At 63.2% G+C, this 15,738-nt stretch carries 15 protein-coding genes; 9 read left to right on the top strand and 6 right to left on the bottom strand.

Translation table 11 applies throughout. The annotated features are described in order from the left end of the window. The first annotated feature begins 1 nt into the window (after position 1). From IB267_RS05975 to IB267_RS05965, 3 genes are read left to right on the top strand one after another with little or no spacing between them, the layout of a single operon-like run. Positions 2-1,111 carry a DUF917 domain-containing protein gene (locus tag IB267_RS05975; protein ID WP_192446803.1) on the top strand — a complete coding sequence of 370 codons (1,110 nt, stop codon included), beginning with the start codon at positions 2-4 and terminating at the stop codon, positions 1,109-1,111. Positions 1,112-1,122: 11 nt separating this feature from the next. Further along, a complete protein-coding gene (locus IB267_RS05970) occupies positions 1,123-1,452 on the top strand; it encodes a TfoX/Sxy family protein (protein ID WP_192446802.1) in 330 nt (109 codons plus the stop codon). 43 nt (positions 1,453-1,495) lie between these two features. Continuing rightward, on the top strand, positions 1,496-3,154 hold the full coding sequence (locus IB267_RS05965; RefSeq protein ID WP_192446801.1) for a urocanate hydratase: 1,659 nt from the start codon (positions 1,496-1,498) through the stop codon (positions 3,152-3,154). A 302-nt stretch (positions 3,155-3,456) separates the two neighbouring features. Here the strand turns inward: IB267_RS05965 and IB267_RS05960 are convergent, their stop codons facing one another. Then, positions 3,457-3,801 carry a hypothetical protein gene (locus tag IB267_RS05960; RefSeq protein ID WP_192446800.1) on the bottom strand — a complete coding sequence of 115 codons (345 nt, stop codon included), beginning with the start codon at positions 3,799-3,801 and terminating at the stop codon, positions 3,457-3,459. Positions 3,802-4,202: 401 nt separating this feature from the next. Between IB267_RS05960 and IB267_RS05955 the strand changes: the two genes are divergently transcribed. Next, complete coding sequence (locus tag IB267_RS05955) at positions 4,203-5,006, top strand: class I SAM-dependent methyltransferase (RefSeq protein WP_192446799.1); 804 nt, start codon at positions 4,203-4,205, stop codon at positions 5,004-5,006. A gap of 7 nt (positions 5,007-5,013) precedes the next feature. On the opposite strand, the gene IB267_RS05950 is transcribed toward IB267_RS05955, so the two are convergent. The 5 genes from IB267_RS05950 to IB267_RS05930 form a co-directional block, all read right to left on the bottom strand. Next, on the bottom strand, positions 5,014-5,775 hold the full coding sequence (locus tag IB267_RS05950; protein WP_192446798.1) for an SDR family NAD(P)-dependent oxidoreductase: 762 nt from the start codon (positions 5,773-5,775) through the stop codon (positions 5,014-5,016). A gap of 4 nt (positions 5,776-5,779) precedes the next feature. After that, on the bottom strand, positions 5,780-6,598 hold the full coding sequence (locus IB267_RS05945; RefSeq protein ID WP_104663006.1) for an ABC transporter permease: 819 nt from the start codon (positions 6,596-6,598) through the stop codon (positions 5,780-5,782). Further along, positions 6,598-7,464, bottom strand: coding sequence for an ABC transporter permease (locus IB267_RS05940; protein ID WP_192446797.1), 867 nt, complete (start codon positions 7,462-7,464; stop codon positions 6,598-6,600). The genes IB267_RS05945 and IB267_RS05940 overlap by 1 nt, the downstream gene beginning before the upstream one ends. Positions 7,465-7,607: 143 nt before the next feature. Continuing rightward, positions 7,608-8,768 (bottom strand): spermidine/putrescine ABC transporter substrate-binding protein, encoded by a 1,161-nt coding sequence (locus IB267_RS05935; protein ID WP_192446796.1) that lies wholly within the window; start codon positions 8,766-8,768, stop codon positions 7,608-7,610. Positions 8,769-8,838: 70 nt separating this feature from the next. Further along, positions 8,839-9,921, bottom strand: coding sequence for an ABC transporter ATP-binding protein (locus tag IB267_RS05930; protein WP_192446795.1), 1,083 nt, complete (start codon positions 9,919-9,921; stop codon positions 8,839-8,841). Positions 9,922-10,166: 245 nt separating this feature from the next. On the opposite strand from IB267_RS05930, the gene IB267_RS05925 reads away from it, so the two are divergent. The 5 genes from IB267_RS05925 (at position 10,167) to IB267_RS05905 (ending at position 15,737) form a co-directional block, all read left to right on the top strand. After that, positions 10,167-10,910: a LuxR C-terminal-related transcriptional regulator gene (locus IB267_RS05925; protein ID WP_371742518.1), complete on the top strand. Its 744-nt coding sequence runs from the start codon at positions 10,167-10,169 to the stop codon at positions 10,908-10,910. A gap of 276 nt (positions 10,911-11,186) precedes the next feature. Continuing rightward, positions 11,187-12,152 (top strand): sugar-binding transcriptional regulator, encoded by a 966-nt coding sequence (locus IB267_RS05920; RefSeq protein WP_192447196.1) that lies wholly within the window; start codon positions 11,187-11,189, stop codon positions 12,150-12,152. A 117-nt stretch (positions 12,153-12,269) separates the two neighbouring features. Further along, the gene (locus IB267_RS05915) at positions 12,270-13,712 is read left to right on the top strand and encodes an extracellular solute-binding protein (protein ID WP_043615733.1); all 1,443 of its coding nucleotides are present in this window, start codon (positions 12,270-12,272) and stop codon (positions 13,710-13,712) included. A gap of 232 nt (positions 13,713-13,944) precedes the next feature. Next, positions 13,945-14,868 (top strand): carbohydrate ABC transporter permease, encoded by a 924-nt coding sequence (locus tag IB267_RS05910; protein WP_034792195.1) that lies wholly within the window; start codon positions 13,945-13,947, stop codon positions 14,866-14,868. A gap of 11 nt (positions 14,869-14,879) precedes the next feature. Continuing rightward, entirely contained in the window at positions 14,880-15,737 is an 858-nt protein-coding gene (locus IB267_RS05905; protein ID WP_034792198.1) for a carbohydrate ABC transporter permease, read from the top strand. The last annotated feature ends 1 nt before the right edge of the window (position 15,738 follow it).

Here is a 15,738-nt window from a genome sequence, read left to right as displayed (position 1 = left end):
GATGGGCCGGATACTGAAGGAAAAGGACGTCGAGGCGGCGGTAAAGGGCGGTTCCGTCTATGCGGCCGGTGGCGGCGGCTGGGCTGACCACGGGCGCATGCTCGGCTATGCTGCGGTTTCGATCGGCAAGCCCGAACTCGTCTCGATCGATGAACTCGACGCGCAGGACTGGGTGGCGACGGCGGCCGCGATCGGCGCGCCGGCCTCGACCACGCCGTGGGAGATGCGCGGGGTCGATTACGTCAAGGCGGTGCAGCTGTTGCAGGAGGCGCTCGGCGAAAAGCTTTCAGGCCTGATCATTGGCCAGAACGGCAAGTCCTCGACGCTCAACGGCTGGCTGCCCTCGGCGATCCTCGGCACCAAGGTGGTCGACGCGGTCGGCGATATTCGCGCGCACCCGACCGGCGACATGGGCTCGATCGGCCTTGCCGGTTCGCCCGAGCCGATGATCCAGACGGCGGTCGGCGGCAACCGCGAAGAGAACCGCTATATCGAACTTGTGGTGCGCGGCGCCACCGCCAAGGTTTCGCCGATCCTGCGCACCGCTTCCGATATGTCCGGTGGCTTCATCGCCTCCTGCCGCAATCCGGTCAGGGCATCTTACGTCAAAGCCAACGCGGCGCTCGGCGGCATCTCGCTGGCGCTGGCGCTCGGTGAGGCGATTATCGCTGCCGAAGCCAAGGGCGGCAGCGCCATCATCGATGCCATCGTCAAGGCCACCAATGGTGCGATCCTCGCCGAGGGCACGATCACCGATAAGTCCGTCGTCTACACCAAGGAAGCCTTCGACATCGGCACCGTTACACTGGAAAAGGGGACGCTGGGGAAGGGCGCTGACTCGACGGTATTGCACGTGATGAACGAATATATGGCGGTTGACTCTGCGGAAGGCACGCGGCTTGCGACCTTCCCCGACGTCATCACGACGCTGTCGCCGGAGGGCGAACCTTTGAGCGTCGGCCAGCTGCAAGTGGGCATGAGGATCTTCGTGCTGCATGTGCCGAAGACCGTAATCCCGCTGTCTTCCAGCGTGCTGGACCCGACCGTCTATCCCTCGGTCGAAAAGGCAATGGGCATCGAACTTGCCCGCTACGCGCTTGCAGGCAACTGAGGGGCGACGTCATGACGCGCGATGCCGGACTGGAAGAGTTGATCCGCGAAGAGCTCGGCGACCGTGCCGGGCTCTCGGAAAAGGCGATGTTCGGCGGCTGGGCCTATCTGCTGCACGGCAACCTGCTGCTCGGCGCGCGCGAGGGTTCGCTGCTGGTCCGGCTCGGCAAGGGCAATGACGGCTGGGCGCTGGCGCTGCCTGATATCGAGCTGATGGTGATGAACGGGCGGTCGATGCATGGCTGGGTGCGTGCCGGGGCGGATGCCTATGGCGACGATGCCCTGCGAAAGCGGCTGCTCGATGGGGCGATTACCTTCGTCGAGACGCTGCCGCCGAAGTGAAGTTGGGGACCGCCCCGCCGAGACAACAACAAGGAATGAGACGATGCCCAAGGCCAATCCCCGTCATCCCGGTTTTCCCATTCCCGGCGGGCCGGAGCTGCGCGCCAAGGGCTGGCGGCAGGAAGCGTTGCTGCGGCTCTTGGAAAACGTGCTTTCGGTCGGCGAGGACCCGGACAATCTCGTCGTTTACGCAGCACTCGGCAAGGCGGCGCGCAACTGGCCGGCACACCGCGCCATCGTCAAGGCGCTCACCGAAATGGACGAGGACCAGACGCTCATCATCCAGTCGGGCAAGCCCGTCGGCCTGTTGAAGACCCATGCCAAGGCGCCGCTGGTCATCATGGCCAATTGCAACATCGTCGGCCAATGGGCGAAGGCCGAGGTGTTCTATGATTTGCAGCGAAAAGGGCTGATCTGCTGGGGAGGGCTGACGGCCGGCGCCTGGCAATATATCGGCAGCCAGGGCGTGATCCAGGGCACCTACGAGATCTTCATGCGCATTGCCGAACGCCGCTTCGGCGGCGATCTCTCCGGCCGTTTCGTGCTGACCGCCGGCCTCGGGGGCATGGGCGGCGCGCAGCCGCTTGCCGGCCGCATGGCGGGAGCGGCGATCCTCTGCGTCGATATCGACGCCGATCGGGCGAAGAAACGCCGAGAGATCGGCTACCTGCAGGAGATCGCGCCCGATCTCGATACGGCGCTCGCGATGATCGACGCGGCGGTCAAGGACAAGCGGGCGCTTTCCGTCGGCCTCGTCGGCAACGCGGCGGAGATCTATCCGGAGATCGCCCGGCGCGGCATCGTGCCGGACGTGGTGACCGACCAGACCTCGGCGCACGACCTTGTCTACGGTTACGTGCCGAAGGGCATGAGCCTCGACCAGGTGAAATCGCTGCGCGACGACGGCCAGGGACAGCTGATGGCGGCGAGCCGGGCCTCGATCGTCGAGCACGTCAAGGCGATGCTGGATTTCCAGAAAAAGGGCGCGGAAGTCTTCGACAACGGCAACCTGATCCGCACCCAGGCGCGCGAGGGCGGCGTTGCCAATGCCTTCGACATACCGATCTTCACCGAGGCCTATCTGCGCCCGCTCTTTGCCCGCGCCATCGGTCCGTTCCGCTGGATGGCGCTGTCGGGAGAGGAAAGCGATATTGCGCGGATCGACGATCTGCTGCTCGACATGTTTCCGCACAACCGCATCGTCACCAACTGGATCAGGCTTGCGCGCCAGCATATCCCTTTCGAGGGCCTGCCGGCCCGCATCGCCTGGCTCGGGCACGGGGAGCGCACGGCCCTAGCACGACGCGTCAACGAACTGGTGGCATCCGGCGAACTCAAGGGGCCGATCGCGTTCTCCCGCGACCATCTCGACGCCGGCGCCATGGCGCATCCAAACATCATGACCGAGCGGATGAAGGACGGATCGGACGCGATCGCCGACTGGCCGCTGCTCGACGCCATGCTGCTCTGCTCGTCCATGGCCGACCTCGTCGTCGTGCATTCCGGCGGCGGCGGCTATGCCGGCTACATGACGAGCTGCGGCGTAACCGTTGTTGCAGACGGCACGGTCGAGGCCGACGAGCGGCTCGACTATGCGCTGACCAACGACACGTCCCTCGGCGTCATCCGCTATGCGGATGCCGGCTATGACGAGAGCTTCGAGGAGATCGCCGCCAAGGGTATCGGGCACGTGAAGGTGTAGGGTAATTGCTCGGCTTTGGGGGGCGTTTCCGCCCCATCTCTGCGCTCGTCACAGAGTTCCAGCAGCGCCGCGCCGGCGGCGCGAGAACCTTTCATCCTCGCGTCGAGCAGGGGCATTCATGGCGCGGACGCGCCGTGGCTGGATGTCAGAGACGAGCACGGAAATGCGGAACTAAGTCGCAAATGCCGCCAACGTCCCGACCCGGCGCGGACATTTGAGGATTCAGCGAGGCAGGTGGACCGCTTGGAAAGCCGCTTGGAAAGCTGCCCGCCTGTGCCACTGGAAAAAAGAGAGCTTTCTGATCAAGGGTGCTGCCACAGCCACGAATCATTTTCGGCCACTTCCGCGCCAATTGAACGGAGTCGGTCTTTTTCGGCCGACCTCGCGTCCTTTCGTCGTTCGTAACGGGCTTCGGCGTCGCTCTCTGAAAGTTTGTCGCCATTTTGGTCGTAGTAGAAGCAGAACGAACGCGTTCTATCATCCCACTGCTTCTGATGCGGCCCTGCGAAGCATTGCTCAGAATAGAGCTGTGCTGCGGTCTGACGCGATAGGCTGTCCTTATCTTGCTCCTTCAGCCAATACGTCAGCAGCAGAAGACCAGACAGAAGGATAAAAATGCTCAAAAGACGGGTACGTACAATTCTCATTTCTCTGTTTCCGTTGTGATTTCAATGCCGCGAATGTCGTTTGTGGGCTTCGCCGCGCAAACTATCTTGGAGACGTTGCTGAAACTGGTGCGAAATAGATAAAACTGTCTGCGACGCTTGTGCGTGAACGGGCCGTTACAAAAAAAGGCGAAAGCTGTTGATCCTCTCTGCGTTGCGAAACGTCGAGACACCACACTTTCGCAATTGTCGCAAATGCGCCAAACACCTTGCCGCCCAAGGCGGCGATTGTTCACTCGCGCAGGGGCGGAAAGTACACTCACGCAGGCGATCTGCCGACGTTCCTCTCACTGTTGCTGCTGACCGCGCTCAAGCGGCACGTCGGTGTCTTGGTGTCGCTCCTGCCGCACGCTACAATGCACGCCTCACTGCCGGAGGCGATCATGACGTCGAGCTTCAATGTGCAGAGTGCTGCCGGCTACGAGCAGCTGATGGGGCGATGGAGCCGGCAGCTTGCGCCGCTGTTCATCGATTTTGCGGGTGTTACCGACGGTGAGCGGGTTCTGGACGTCGGCTGCGGCACGGGAAGCCTGACGTTTGCGCTGCCGCGTGCGGCCGATGTCAGCGAGATTACCGCGATCGACTTCTCGCCCGTCTTCGTCGAGGCGACGATCAAGGCGAATTCCGATCCGCGGATCAAGGTGCAGCAGGCCGATGCCTGTGCGCTGCCCTTTGCCGATGCATCCTTCGACCGGGCGCTGGCGCTGCTGGTGCTGCATTTCGTGCCGGAATCGGGGAAAGCGGTCGCCGAGATGCGCCGGGTCACGCGGCCGGGCGGTGTTGTTTCCGCCGTCGTCTGGGATCATTACGGCGGGATGCCGGGCATGCGCATGGTGCTCGATGTGGCGGCCATGCTCGATGGCAATGCCGAGCAGGTGCGCAGTCGCTATTGTTTCCAGCCGATGATGCGGCCGGGTGAGATGATGCAGAGCTTCGTCTCGAACGGCCTCGCGGACGTCCGGCAGACCTCGCTTCTGATCCGCATGGACTATCAGTCCTTCGCCGATTTCTGGGAGCCGATCTCTGCGGGCGAGGGGCCGCTCGGCAAGTATGTCGGCTCGCTGGATGCGGGGATGCGGGCGAAGCTCGACGCGGCCATTCGCGCCGCCTACGAAGCCGGCCAGCCGGATGGGCCGCGGTCCTTTGCGGCGGTTGCGTGGGCTTGCCGGGGTATTGTTCCGGCCTAACGGCTCGCTACACCACCGTCTCGCCGCCATCGACCACCAGGACCTGGCCGGTCATGTAAGAGGAGCGGTCGGAAACGAGGAAGAGGATCGACTCGGCGATCTCGTCGACGCTGGCCCAGCGGCCGAGCGGCACCTTTTCGCGGATATAGGATTCGATCGCGCCGCGGCCGCCCATCTGGGCGATGAAAGGTTCGTTGAAGGGCGTGTCGACCCAGCCGGGGCAGAGCGCGTTGACGCGGATGCCGTGGCGGGCGTAGTCGCCGGCCATCTGCTTGGTCATGGCGATGACGGCATGCTTGGTGGTCGTGTAGGCGATCATCTCGCGGTCGTAGAGCACGCCCGAAGATGAGGAGGTGTTGACGATGACGCCGCGGCCGGCGGCCCGCATCGACGGCATGACGAGGCGCGCGGCCATGAAATGGGCGCGCACATTGAGGTTCCAGGAGCGGTCGAAGCCCGCGATCTCGACCTCCTCCAGATCGCCCGCAACTTGCGCGCCGGCGTGGTTGTGCAGAATGTCGATGCGGCCGTGGCGATAGAGGATGTCGGCAACGCCGTCCGAAAGGGCAACGTCGTCGGTGACGTCGATCGCCAGCGCCTCGGCGCTGCCGCCCTTCGCGGCGATGTCTTCCACGGCGGTTACTGCTGCCGAAAGGCTGCGGTCGACCACGACAACATGGGCGCCTTCGCGCGCCATGATGGCCGCACCCGCCTGACCGATCCCGGAGCCCGCTCCGGTCACGATCGCGACCCGGTCTTTCAGGATCATGGTTTCACTCCCCGGATTTCGTTTTCTTTTCGCGCATCAGGATGCGGGCGGTCAGGATCAGAAGCAGCGAGGCGACGAGCACCAGGGTCGCGATCGCGTTGATCTCGGGCGTCACGCCGCGGCGGATCGAGGCGAACACGTAGATCGGCAGCGTGGTCTTCGAGCCCGCGACGAAGAAGGCGATGATGAAATCGTCGAAGGAGAAGGTGAAGGCCAAGAGGAAGCCCGCAAGGATCGAGGGCAGAATCTGCGGCAGCACGATGAGCCGGAAGGTGGTGAGCGGCGTCGCATAGAGATCGCTTGACGCCTCGACGATGTCGCGGCCGAGGCTGGCGATGCGGGCTTTGACGATCATCGTCACCAGCGCCATCGAGAACAAGCCGTGGGCCGCGATGATCGAGCCGTAACCGAGCCCCAGCTGCGGTGGCTGGTCGCCGGGCCAGATGGTGGCCAGCGCCGGATTGACGAAGGAGAAGACGGCGACGAGTGCCACCAGCGTCGCGATGCCGATGACGACGCCGGGAACGACGATGGCCGCTGCAAAGAGCGCATCGAAGATCGCCCGGTTGCGCGGCGCCAGCCGCTCCATGCCGAGCGCTGCCATGGTGCCGAAGATCGCGGCGAGCGTGGCGCTGGTGAAGGCGATCAGCAGGCTGTTCTGCAGGGCAGAGACCAGGAAGGTGTTGCCAAGCGCCTTGCCGTACCAGGCCGTCGAAAAGCCGGTGAACTCGCTGGCGTTGCGTCCGGCGTTGAAGGAGAACAGCACGACCAGCGCGATCGGCGCATAGAGGAAGAGATAGACGGAGGAGATGAAGGCGCGCATCAGACGAGATCCACCTGTCTTGTGCCCGCGACCCGGAAGGCGATGCGCATCGCCACCATCAGGATCACCACGACGACGGCAACCAGCGTGACGGCGATCGCCGAGCCGAACGGCCAGTTTCGCGATTGCAGGAAGAGATCGACCAGCGCATTGCCGATGAAGAACACCTTGCCGCCGCCCAAGAGCTGCGGGATCAGGTATTCGCCGAGCAGCAGGATCGTCACCAGCGCGACGCCGGTCATGACCCCCGGCAGTGACAAGGGCAGGGTGACGCCGAAGAAGGTCGAGACCGGTCTCCCGCCGAGGTCGGCGGAGGCTTCGAGCAGGCGGCGGTCGAGTTTTTCGAGGCTCACATAGATCGGCATGATCATCAGCGGCAGGTAGCCGTAGACGATGCCGAGCAGGACTGCGCCCGGCGTGTTCAGCATCCTGACATCCTCGATGCCGATCATCGAAAGCAGGTTCGGGATGCCGCGGGAGCCGAGGATGTACATCCAGGCATAGGTGCGCACGAGCAGGCTGGTCCAAAAGGGCACGACGACGAGCGACACGAGGATCAGCCGGTAGCGCGGGTTCGCCTTGACCGCGAGGTAGTAGGCGACCGGGTAGGCGATCAGCAGGCAGGCAAGCGCGCCGATCGGCGCCAGGATCAGCGTGTTCCAGAAGGCGGCCGCTCGCGTTGGCAGGTTGGCAAATTGCGCAAAGGTGAAGGCCGCCTGATAGCCGCCTTCCGGTGCGCGCTCGCCAAAGGCGAAGACCAGCATGGCGATGAAGGGCAGCACGAGGAAGATCATCAACCAGGCCGCGGCCGGCGCCACCAGCGCCGCCGTCACCAGGTTTTTCTTCGTATTCGTTGCCGCGGTCATAAGGTTTGGTCCGTTGTGTTCCAGAATGTTTTGGTCGTCGCGCTAAACGGTGAGGAAAGCCCCTCATCCGACCTGCCGGCACCTTCTCCCCGCGAGCGGGGAGAAGGTGCCGGCCGGCGGATGACGGGCAGTCACATGCAAGATCAAGCCGACTTGAAGCGTGCCATCAGTTCGGCGCGGCCGGGGTCGGTGAGGGTCACGGCGGCGCCGAATTCGAGCGGCGTCAGCGATGCCTCGTCCGGGTAGACGATCTTGTTGGATGTCACGTCGACGGGCAGTAGCTTCAGGACGCGGCTGTCCGTGGTCGGCGCACCGTTGGCGATGTGCTCCTTCATGGCGTTTTCCGGCGCCATCAGGTAGTTGAGCAGCGCATAGCCGGCTGCCTTGTTGGCCGCACTCTTCGGGATCGCGTAGAAATCCGACCAGATCTCGCCGCCGTCCTTGCCGAGCGTGAACAGGATTTCCGGCATGTCGCGGTTGAGCTGGGCGCCGTCATTGGTCCAGCACATGGTCATCCAGGCGTCGGTCGCGCGCATCGACGGCTGGTAGTCGCTGTTGATGGCGTAGAGATGCGGCTTGACCTTGATCAGCAGTTCCTCGGCCTTGGCGAGTTCTTCCGGCTTGATCGAGTTGAAGGAATAGCCGAGCGACACCAGCGCGTTGCCGATGGTGGTGAGCTGGTAGTCGTGCACCATGGCGCGGCCGTCGCCGTCGGTCATGGCGATCTCGAAGAATTCCTTCCAGCTAGTGACCGGCTTCTTGATCTTCGCCGAATTGACCGCAATGCCGGTCGTGCCCCAGTTCTTCGGCACCGCATAGGTCTTGCCATCGACAGTGCCCTCGTTCGTGAAACGGGCGGTCTCGGTCGCGGCGTCGTAGTTCGGAAGCTTTGACATATCGAGCTCGTCGATGAGGCCGAGCTTCACATAGGTCGAGATCGTGTAGTTGGTGGGAACGAAGAGGTCCCAGCCGGTGCCGCCGGCCTGGAGTTTCGCCAGCATCTCCTCGTTGGAGCCGAAGACGTTGACCTCGACCGCAACGCCGGTCGCCGCCTGGAAGGCTTCGAAGGTCGCCGGGTCGTGGTAGTTCGGCCAGGTGGCGATCGACATCTGCGTGCCGAGATCGCCGGCAAAAGCGGTGGAATTGAAGAGGCCCGGCTGGCGGGCGAGCACGGCGGTCGCAAGGCCAAGGCCGGTGACGCCGAGGAAATGGCGGCGCGTGACCGAGCCGCGCTTCAGGCGCATCAATTCGTCCGAGAGCTGGTCGGCGGTGATAGGGGCATTTTCTCTGTACCATTTGCTCATGACGCTGTTCCCTTTATTGTTTGACGTTCATGCGTAGGCGGCAGAACCGGCTTTTCGAAGCCGGGCGATGTCAGGCTGGAAAGACGTGAAGCGCGTTCGGATCGAAGGCGAGGCCGACCTTTTCGCCGGGTTCGACCAGTTCGCTGTCGCCGAGCGCGCGGCGGTCGGCGGTGACAAGGAAATCGCCAAGCCCGTCGACCGCGACGGAATATTCGACCGCTGACCCCAGGAAGATCCGGTGCGTGACCGTGCCCGCCAGCGCAGACGTGCTGACAGCACCGTTGCGCGTCAGGCGGATCGCCTCGGGCCGCAGCGCCACCGTTGCTGCACCTTTTGTGCCGTTGACGGCGGAGGTGGCGAAGCGGGCGCCATTGGCAAGGACGAGCGACGAGGCGCCGTCGACGGTGGCATCGATGCGGTTGGTCTTGCCGACGAAATCGGCGACGAAGAGGCTTGCGGGACGGTCGTAGATTTCCTGCGGCGGGCCGACCTGGACGATGCGACCGGCGTTCATGACGCAGACGAAATCGCTCATCGACAGCGCTTCTTCCTGGTCGTGGGTGACGAGCACGAAGGTAATGCCGAGTTCGCGCTGCAGGGTCTGCAGTTCGATCTGCATGGCGGTGCGCAGCTTCTTGTCGAGGGCTGCCAGGGGCTCGTCGAGCAGAAGCACCTTCGGCTTGTTGACGATGGCGCGGGCAAGCGCCACGCGCTGCTGCTGGCCGCCGGACATTTCGTGGATGCGGCGTTTGCCGAAGCCGCCGAGCCGTACCATTTCCAGCGCCTCCTGGGCGCGGCGGGTGATCTCGGCGCTGGCGATGCGCGGCCGCATCTGCCTCAAGCCGTAGGAGACGTTGGCTTCGACATCGAGATGGGGGAACAGCGCATAATGCTGGAATACCATGTTGACCGGGCGGCGATAGGCGGCAACCCCGTTCATCGGTTCGCCGCTGATGAAGACCGTGCCTTCGCTTGGCTGCTCGAAGCCGCCGATCATGCGCAGGCAGGTGGTCTTGCCGCAGCCCGACGGCCCGAGAAGCGCCATGAAGGCGCCGCGCGGCACCTCGAGATTGATGTCGGAAACGGCCGTCACGGCGCCATAACGTTTGGCGACCGAACGGAACTCGATGTCGTTCGTCGAAGCGGATGTCACGTCTGTTCCCTGCGGTTGTTTTCGGATGTCGCCAGGATCTCGTATCCCGGCACTCCACCGTCATTGACACGCAGCCTAGTCACCACATGCCTAGCCGGTATATACCCCGAGAGAGGTATTTCAACGCGGATTGCTCTGTGTGAGGAGTATACCCCAGAGCAGGAAACACCGGCCGGGAGGGCGGTTTGAGCGTCGATCTCGAAGGACTTTTTCAGGTCATGGCGCCGCTGGTGGCGGGTGCGGCGATGGACGACGAGACCGTCGGCTCCACCTATCGGCGGTTGATGTCAAAGCTGATGACCTTCGACTACGTGGTCGTTTTCGCCTATCGCGGCAAGGAACGGCCGATCGATCTCTACAGCACCTTCAACGCCAGGGATCACGTGCTCTTCGTCAGCCTCTACCAGGCCGGGCCCTACCTGCTAGACCCGTTCTACCACGCAGCGATCAAGAGCGAGCCCGGCGTCTGGCGGATGCGGGAGCTGGCGCCCGACCGGTTCTTCTCCTCGGAATACTACCGCACCTATTACGTACAGACCGGGCTTGCCGAAGAGGTCGGTTTCTTCGTGCCGGTCGACGAGCAGATCACCGTCGTGCTTTCGCTGATGCGGCGCGAGGCAACGGGGACTTTCAGCGCTGCTGAGTTTGCGCTTCTGAAAAAGGTGGAGCCGCTGGTCTCCGGCCTGGTACGCCATCATTGGGCCGATCTCGGCCGCCGCTTCGATGCGGCGCTGGCGAAAACCGGGCGCAGCAAACGCAAGGCGACACACCCGCCGGCCGACGGCGTCTGGCAACATCTCAATCTCACCGAGCGCGAAGCCTCGATCATCGAGTTGGTGCTGCAGGGCCATTCGTCGGAATCGATCGGGCTCCGGCTCGGCATCTCCACCGGCACGGTGAAGGTCCACCGCCGCAACGTCTACCGCAAGCTCGGCATTTCCTCGCAGACGCAATTGCTGTCGCTCTACCTCCGAAACCTCGGGCAATAATCCGGCGACCCGTGCACCGCCGACGGTCAGTCGATCGTCCGTCGTGCGGTGCATTCCCAGTTTTCAAGAAGCTCCCGATCTCCGTTGCCTGCCGACGGCCGCTGCCATTGCGTGCAGCCGCCGCGAGCGCTCAGCCGCGTCTTCACAAACGTGATCGCTCATTTGTCAGGCGCTATTGACATTTTTTTCACGCCATGAAATTTCTTTCACCAACGGATAAAAATATCACGCGGTGCAAAAATTATCATGCAGCGCAACAAGAACCGGGTGGAAACAATGACGATTGGCGGGACGGGCATTCGTGACGACGAGACCAGCATGGCGACGCGGGCGGCCTGGCTGCACTATGCCGGCGGCCTGACCCAGGCGGAGGTCGCCAAGCGGCTGGGGCTGACCTCGCTGAAAGCCCACCGGCTGATCATGAAGGCCAACCAGGAAGGGTTGGTGAAGGTCTATATCGACGGCGAAGTTTCCGAATGCGTTGAACTCGAGCAGGCGCTTTCGGCCCGCTATGGCCTCGACTATTGCGAGGTGGTGCCGGACTTTGACTCTGACGAGCTGCCCTTGAAGGCGCTCGGCATTTCCGGCGCGCAGTTCCTGAAGCGCGAGATCGAGCGCGGAGAGACCGCGCTGGTCGGCGTCGGCCACGGCCGCACACTCGCCGCCTGTGTCGAATACCTGCCACGGATCGGAAGCGGCAACACCCGCTTCGTCTCGCTGCTCGGCGGGCTCACCCGCAAGTTCTCCGCCAACCCGCACGACGTGATCCACCGGCTCGCCGAGCGTACCGGTGCCGAGGCCTATGTCATGCCGGTGCCGTTCTTCGCCAACACGATCGAGGATCGCGATGTGCTCTTCAGCCAGCGCGGCGTGCGCGAGGTCTTCGATCTCGCCAAGACCGCCGATCTCCTGATGGTCGGTATCGGCACCGTCGAGCGCGAAGCCTCGCTGGTTTCGACCGGCATGATCGAGACCAGCGAGATCGAGGACATCCAGAAGGGCGGGGCAATGGGCGAGCTCCTCGGCCACTTCTTCGACCGCGACGGCAAGCCGGTCGAAACCACGCTTTCCGACCGCACGTTTACGCTCAGCCGCGAGGACCTGAAGAACCGCCGCACGGTCGCTGTGGCCGGCGGCAAGATCAAGGTGCCGGCCATCCGCGCCGTTCTCGCCAGCGGGCATTTGAGCGGTCTCATTACCGACGAGAGGACTGCGAGGGCGCTGGCCGCCGACGGCGCATGAGGCGCTGAGACATTCGAGGCCATGAGGGCAGGGAGGATCTGCTCGCGGTCTTAAAGGGAGGAATACCGGTGGGGTAGCCGGCAGTCGCAATCATACCCGCAACGGAGGAGAAGACGAATGTACGAGAAGGAGAAGGACCTCATCAGCGCATTCCTGCGTGGGGAGGTGGACCGCCGCGGCATGCTCAAGGGATTGGGGGCTGCAGGCCTGGCAGCCGGCACGGCCGGCACGTTGTTCAACATGATGTCGACGCAGGCGCTGGCCGCCGATTTCGACTGGAAGGCACATTCCGGCAAGAAGCTGAAGCTGCTTTTGAACAAGCACCCTTACGCCGATGCGATGATTGCCAACCTGCAGGCCTTCAAGGACCTGACGGGCATCGACGTTACCTATGACGTGTTCCCGGAAGACGTCTATTTCGACAAGGTGACGGCGGCGCTGTCGTCGGGCTCGGCCGAATACGATGCCTTCATGACCGGCGCCTACATGACCTGGACCTACGGTCCGGCCGGCTGGATCGCCGACCTCAACGAGTGGATCAAGGACCCGGCCAAGACCAACCCCAACTACAACTGGGACGATTTCCTGGCCGGCGTGAAGAACTCCTGCGCCTGGAACGGCCAGCCGGGCGGGGCGCTCGGTTCGGAAGATGCCAAGCAGTGGTGCATTCCGTGGGCATTCGAGCAGAACAACATCACCTATAACCGCGAGATGTTCGACAAGGCCGGCGTCGAGCTGCCGAAGAACCTCGACGACATGATCACGGTTGCGGCCAAGCTGCAGAAGGACATCGGCGGTATATACGGCATCGGCGTTCGCGGTTCGCGCTCCTGGGCAACGATCCATCCGGGCTTCCTGTCGGGCTATGCGAACTTCAACCAGAAGGACCTGAACGTCTCGGCCGACGGCAAGCTGTCGGCAGCGATGGGCACGGCGGAATCCAAGGCCTATCACGCCAAGTTCGTGCAGATGATCCAGGAAAGCGGTCCGAAGGACTGGTCGACCTACACCTGGTACCAGGTCGGCACCGACCTTGGCGCCGGCGCCTCGGCGATGATCTTCGACGCCGATTGCCTCGGCTACTTCATGAACGGCGGCGACAACAAGATGGCCGGCAAGCTCGGCTATGCGGCCTTTGCCGCCAACCCGGAAGCGACCGCCTCGACGCCGAACATCTGGATCTGGTCGCTTGCCATGTCCAACTTCTCCAAGGACAAGGACGCCACCTGGTACTTCCTGCAATGGGCTTCCGGTCCGGAGCACGCGCTGTTCGGCGCCACCAAGATGGACTTCGTCGATCCGGTTCGCCAGTCGATCTGGAAGGACGAGATGTTCCGCGAGAAGCTGAACGGCAAGTATCCGGGTTATGTCGAAATGTTCGACGCCTCGGCCGCCGGCGCCTCCATCAAGTTCACGCCGCAGCCGCTGTTCTTCGACGTCACCACCGAATGGGCATCGACACTGCAGAAGATGGTGGCAAAGCAGGTGCCCGTCGATGAAGGTCTCGACCAGCTCGTCGAAAGCATCAACCGCCAGCTCCAAGAGGCGGGTCTCGGCTGATAGGCCTCCCAAGCGATGCCCGGCGCCAGAGTGCCAGAGCGTCCTTCGTGCGTTCGTCTGAACGCACGGCGCTCCGGTGGCGCCGGGCATCCCGCGATGCCGGCTGAGCCGGCCTGTTGCGACCTCATTGAGGCCGCATCGAAATCAACCTGAGATGCCGAGGAACTGGCGCGACGCCTGAAGGCCGCCGCGTGCCGCGTGCTCTTTAAAGACGTCAGGAACGGAGCTCGACATGGCTTCAACAGAAACCCTCAAAAGACCAGCCTCCGGTTTCAGGATCAGCAGGAAGATGCTTCCCTACGTGCTGAGCCTGCCGGCGCTGCTCGTCTGTATCGGCATCCTCATCCCGTTCTTCACGGCGGTCATCTATTCCTTCCAGCGCTATCGCCTCAGCCAGCCCTGGGCGCGCCAGTTCAACTGGGGCGAAAACTATCTCAACTTCTTCACCGATCCGGCCTTCTGGAACACGCTCAAGGTGTCGCTGCTTTATGCCGGCCTCACCGTGACGCTGGAACTGCTGCTCGGCCTCGGCATCGCGCTGCTTCTGCAGCGGCGCTCCGCGGTCAACAATTTCATCTCGATCATGCTGCTCCTGCCGCTGATGATCGCGCCGGCGCTCGCCGCCTTGATGTGGAAGCTGATGACCAATCCGAGCTTCGGTATCCTCAGCTATCTCGCAAGCCTGATCGGCTTGCATGATTTCCGCTGGGCGTCGTCGCCGGACACGGCACTTCTGACCGTCGTGCTCGTCGATATCTGGGTCTATACGCCCTTCATCATGATCCTGCTTTTGGCCGGCCTGCGGTCGCTGCCGACCCAGCCCTTCGAGGCGGCGGCACTCGATGGCGTTCCGCGCAGCTTCGTCTTCTTCCGCATCACCCTGCCGATGCTCACACCCTACATCCTGACGGCGACGCTGTTCCGGTTGCTCGACAGTATCCAGCAGTTCGACATCATCTACGCCATGACCCAAGGCGGGCCCGGCAACACGCTCACCGTCTTCCAGGTCGAGGCCTATCTCAACTTCTTCCAGTCGACCAATGTCGGCCGTTCGGCAGCACTGCTGATCATCCTGTGGGCGATCACCTACACGCTGTCCAACGTCTTCATCAAGAACTGGCTGCGGCTGCGCGAACGCGCACGCGGCGAAGCGTAAAGGAGGGACCAATGGAAACCATGTCTCCGCTCGAACGGACTTTGCGCGGTCTCGCCCTGACGCTCGTCGTCGTCTTCTTCATGTTCCCGATCTTCTGGATCTTCCTGATGTCGTTCCAGACGAACGAGACGATCCTCGCCATCCCGCCGTCGGTCGTGTTCTCGCCGACGCTGTCCAACTATGCGGCGCTGATCACCGGTAAGCTGCAGACGGCGGCGGGAACGCTCGACATCGCCTTCATGCGCAATCTCGGCAATTCGATCTTCCTGTCGGTCGCCTCCGTTGCCGTGGCGTTGGTGCTTGGCGTGCCTGCGGCCTACGCCTTTGCCCGTCACAAGTTCAAAGGCTCGGAAGACATCGCGTTCACGCTGCTTTCGTTCCGCTTCGCGCCGCCGCTCCTGGTGCTGTTGCCGCTGACCCAGTACTTCCAGTGGCTCGGCCTCTCCAACACCTACTTCGGCCTGATCTGGGTCTACCAGCTGATCTGCCTGCCGCTGATCCTCTGGATCGTGCGCGGCTACTTCGAGGACATCTCCGCCGACGTCGAATATGCCTATCGCATCGCCGGCCATTCCTGGTTTGCGACCTTCCGCAAGATCGCGCTGCCGCTTGCCGGCCCCGGCATTGCTGCCGCCGGACTGCTCGCCTTCATCTTCGCCTGGAACAACTTCGTGTTCGCGCTGGTGCTGGCGTCCGCCGATAAGCAGCCGGTGACGGTTGGCGCACTTGCCTTCGTCACTTCATCGGGCATCCAATACGGGCAGATCGCCGCGGCCATCGTTCTTTCGGTCACGCCGACGCTCGCACTTGCACTCTACGCCCAGCGCTACCTCGTCGAAGGCCTGTCGCTCGGCGCGGTGAAAGGGTAAC

This window comes from Ensifer sp. ENS09 (assembly GCF_014852425.1).
Taxonomy (GTDB): domain Bacteria; phylum Pseudomonadota; class Alphaproteobacteria; order Rhizobiales; family Rhizobiaceae; genus Ensifer.
Note: the sequence above shows the minus strand (reverse complement) of the source record. Positions and strands in the feature narration are given on the sequence as shown.

What these genes read in the sequence shown, in the direction of transcription:
- IB267_RS05975 (WP_192446803.1), top strand. Translation starts at nt 2, where the DNA reads ATGGGCCGGATACTGAAGGAAAAGGACGTCGAGGCGGCGGTAAAGGGC.
- IB267_RS05965 (WP_192446801.1), top strand. Translation starts at nt 1,496, where the DNA reads ATGCCCAAGGCCAATCCCCGTCATCCCGGTTTTCCCATTCCCGGCGGG.
- IB267_RS05915 (WP_043615733.1), top strand. Translation starts at nt 12,270, where the DNA reads ATGTACGAGAAGGAGAAGGACCTCATCAGCGCATTCCTGCGTGGGGAG.
- IB267_RS05910 (WP_034792195.1), top strand. Translation starts at nt 13,945, where the DNA reads ATGGCTTCAACAGAAACCCTCAAAAGACCAGCCTCCGGTTTCAGGATC.
- IB267_RS05920 (WP_192447196.1), top strand. Translation starts at nt 11,187, where the DNA reads ATGACGATTGGCGGGACGGGCATTCGTGACGACGAGACCAGCATGGCG.
- IB267_RS05940 (WP_192446797.1), bottom strand. Translation starts at nt 7,464, where the DNA reads ATGACCGCGGCAACGAATACGAAGAAAAACCTGGTGACGGCGGCGCTG.
- IB267_RS05970 (WP_192446802.1), top strand. Translation starts at nt 1,123, where the DNA reads ATGACGCGCGATGCCGGACTGGAAGAGTTGATCCGCGAAGAGCTCGGC.
- IB267_RS05960 (WP_192446800.1), bottom strand. Translation starts at nt 3,801, where the DNA reads ATGAGAATTGTACGTACCCGTCTTTTGAGCATTTTTATCCTTCTGTCT.
- IB267_RS05955 (WP_192446799.1), top strand. Translation starts at nt 4,203, where the DNA reads ATGACGTCGAGCTTCAATGTGCAGAGTGCTGCCGGCTACGAGCAGCTG.
- IB267_RS05950 (WP_192446798.1), bottom strand. Translation starts at nt 5,775, where the DNA reads ATGATCCTGAAAGACCGGGTCGCGATCGTGACCGGAGCGGGCTCCGGG.
- IB267_RS05905 (WP_034792198.1), top strand. Translation starts at nt 14,880, where the DNA reads ATGGAAACCATGTCTCCGCTCGAACGGACTTTGCGCGGTCTCGCCCTG.
- IB267_RS05925 (WP_371742518.1), top strand. Translation starts at nt 10,167, where the DNA reads ATGGACGACGAGACCGTCGGCTCCACCTATCGGCGGTTGATGTCAAAG.
- IB267_RS05935 (WP_192446796.1), bottom strand. Translation starts at nt 8,768, where the DNA reads ATGAGCAAATGGTACAGAGAAAATGCCCCTATCACCGCCGACCAGCTC.
- IB267_RS05945 (WP_104663006.1), bottom strand. Translation starts at nt 6,598, where the DNA reads ATGCGCGCCTTCATCTCCTCCGTCTATCTCTTCCTCTATGCGCCGATC.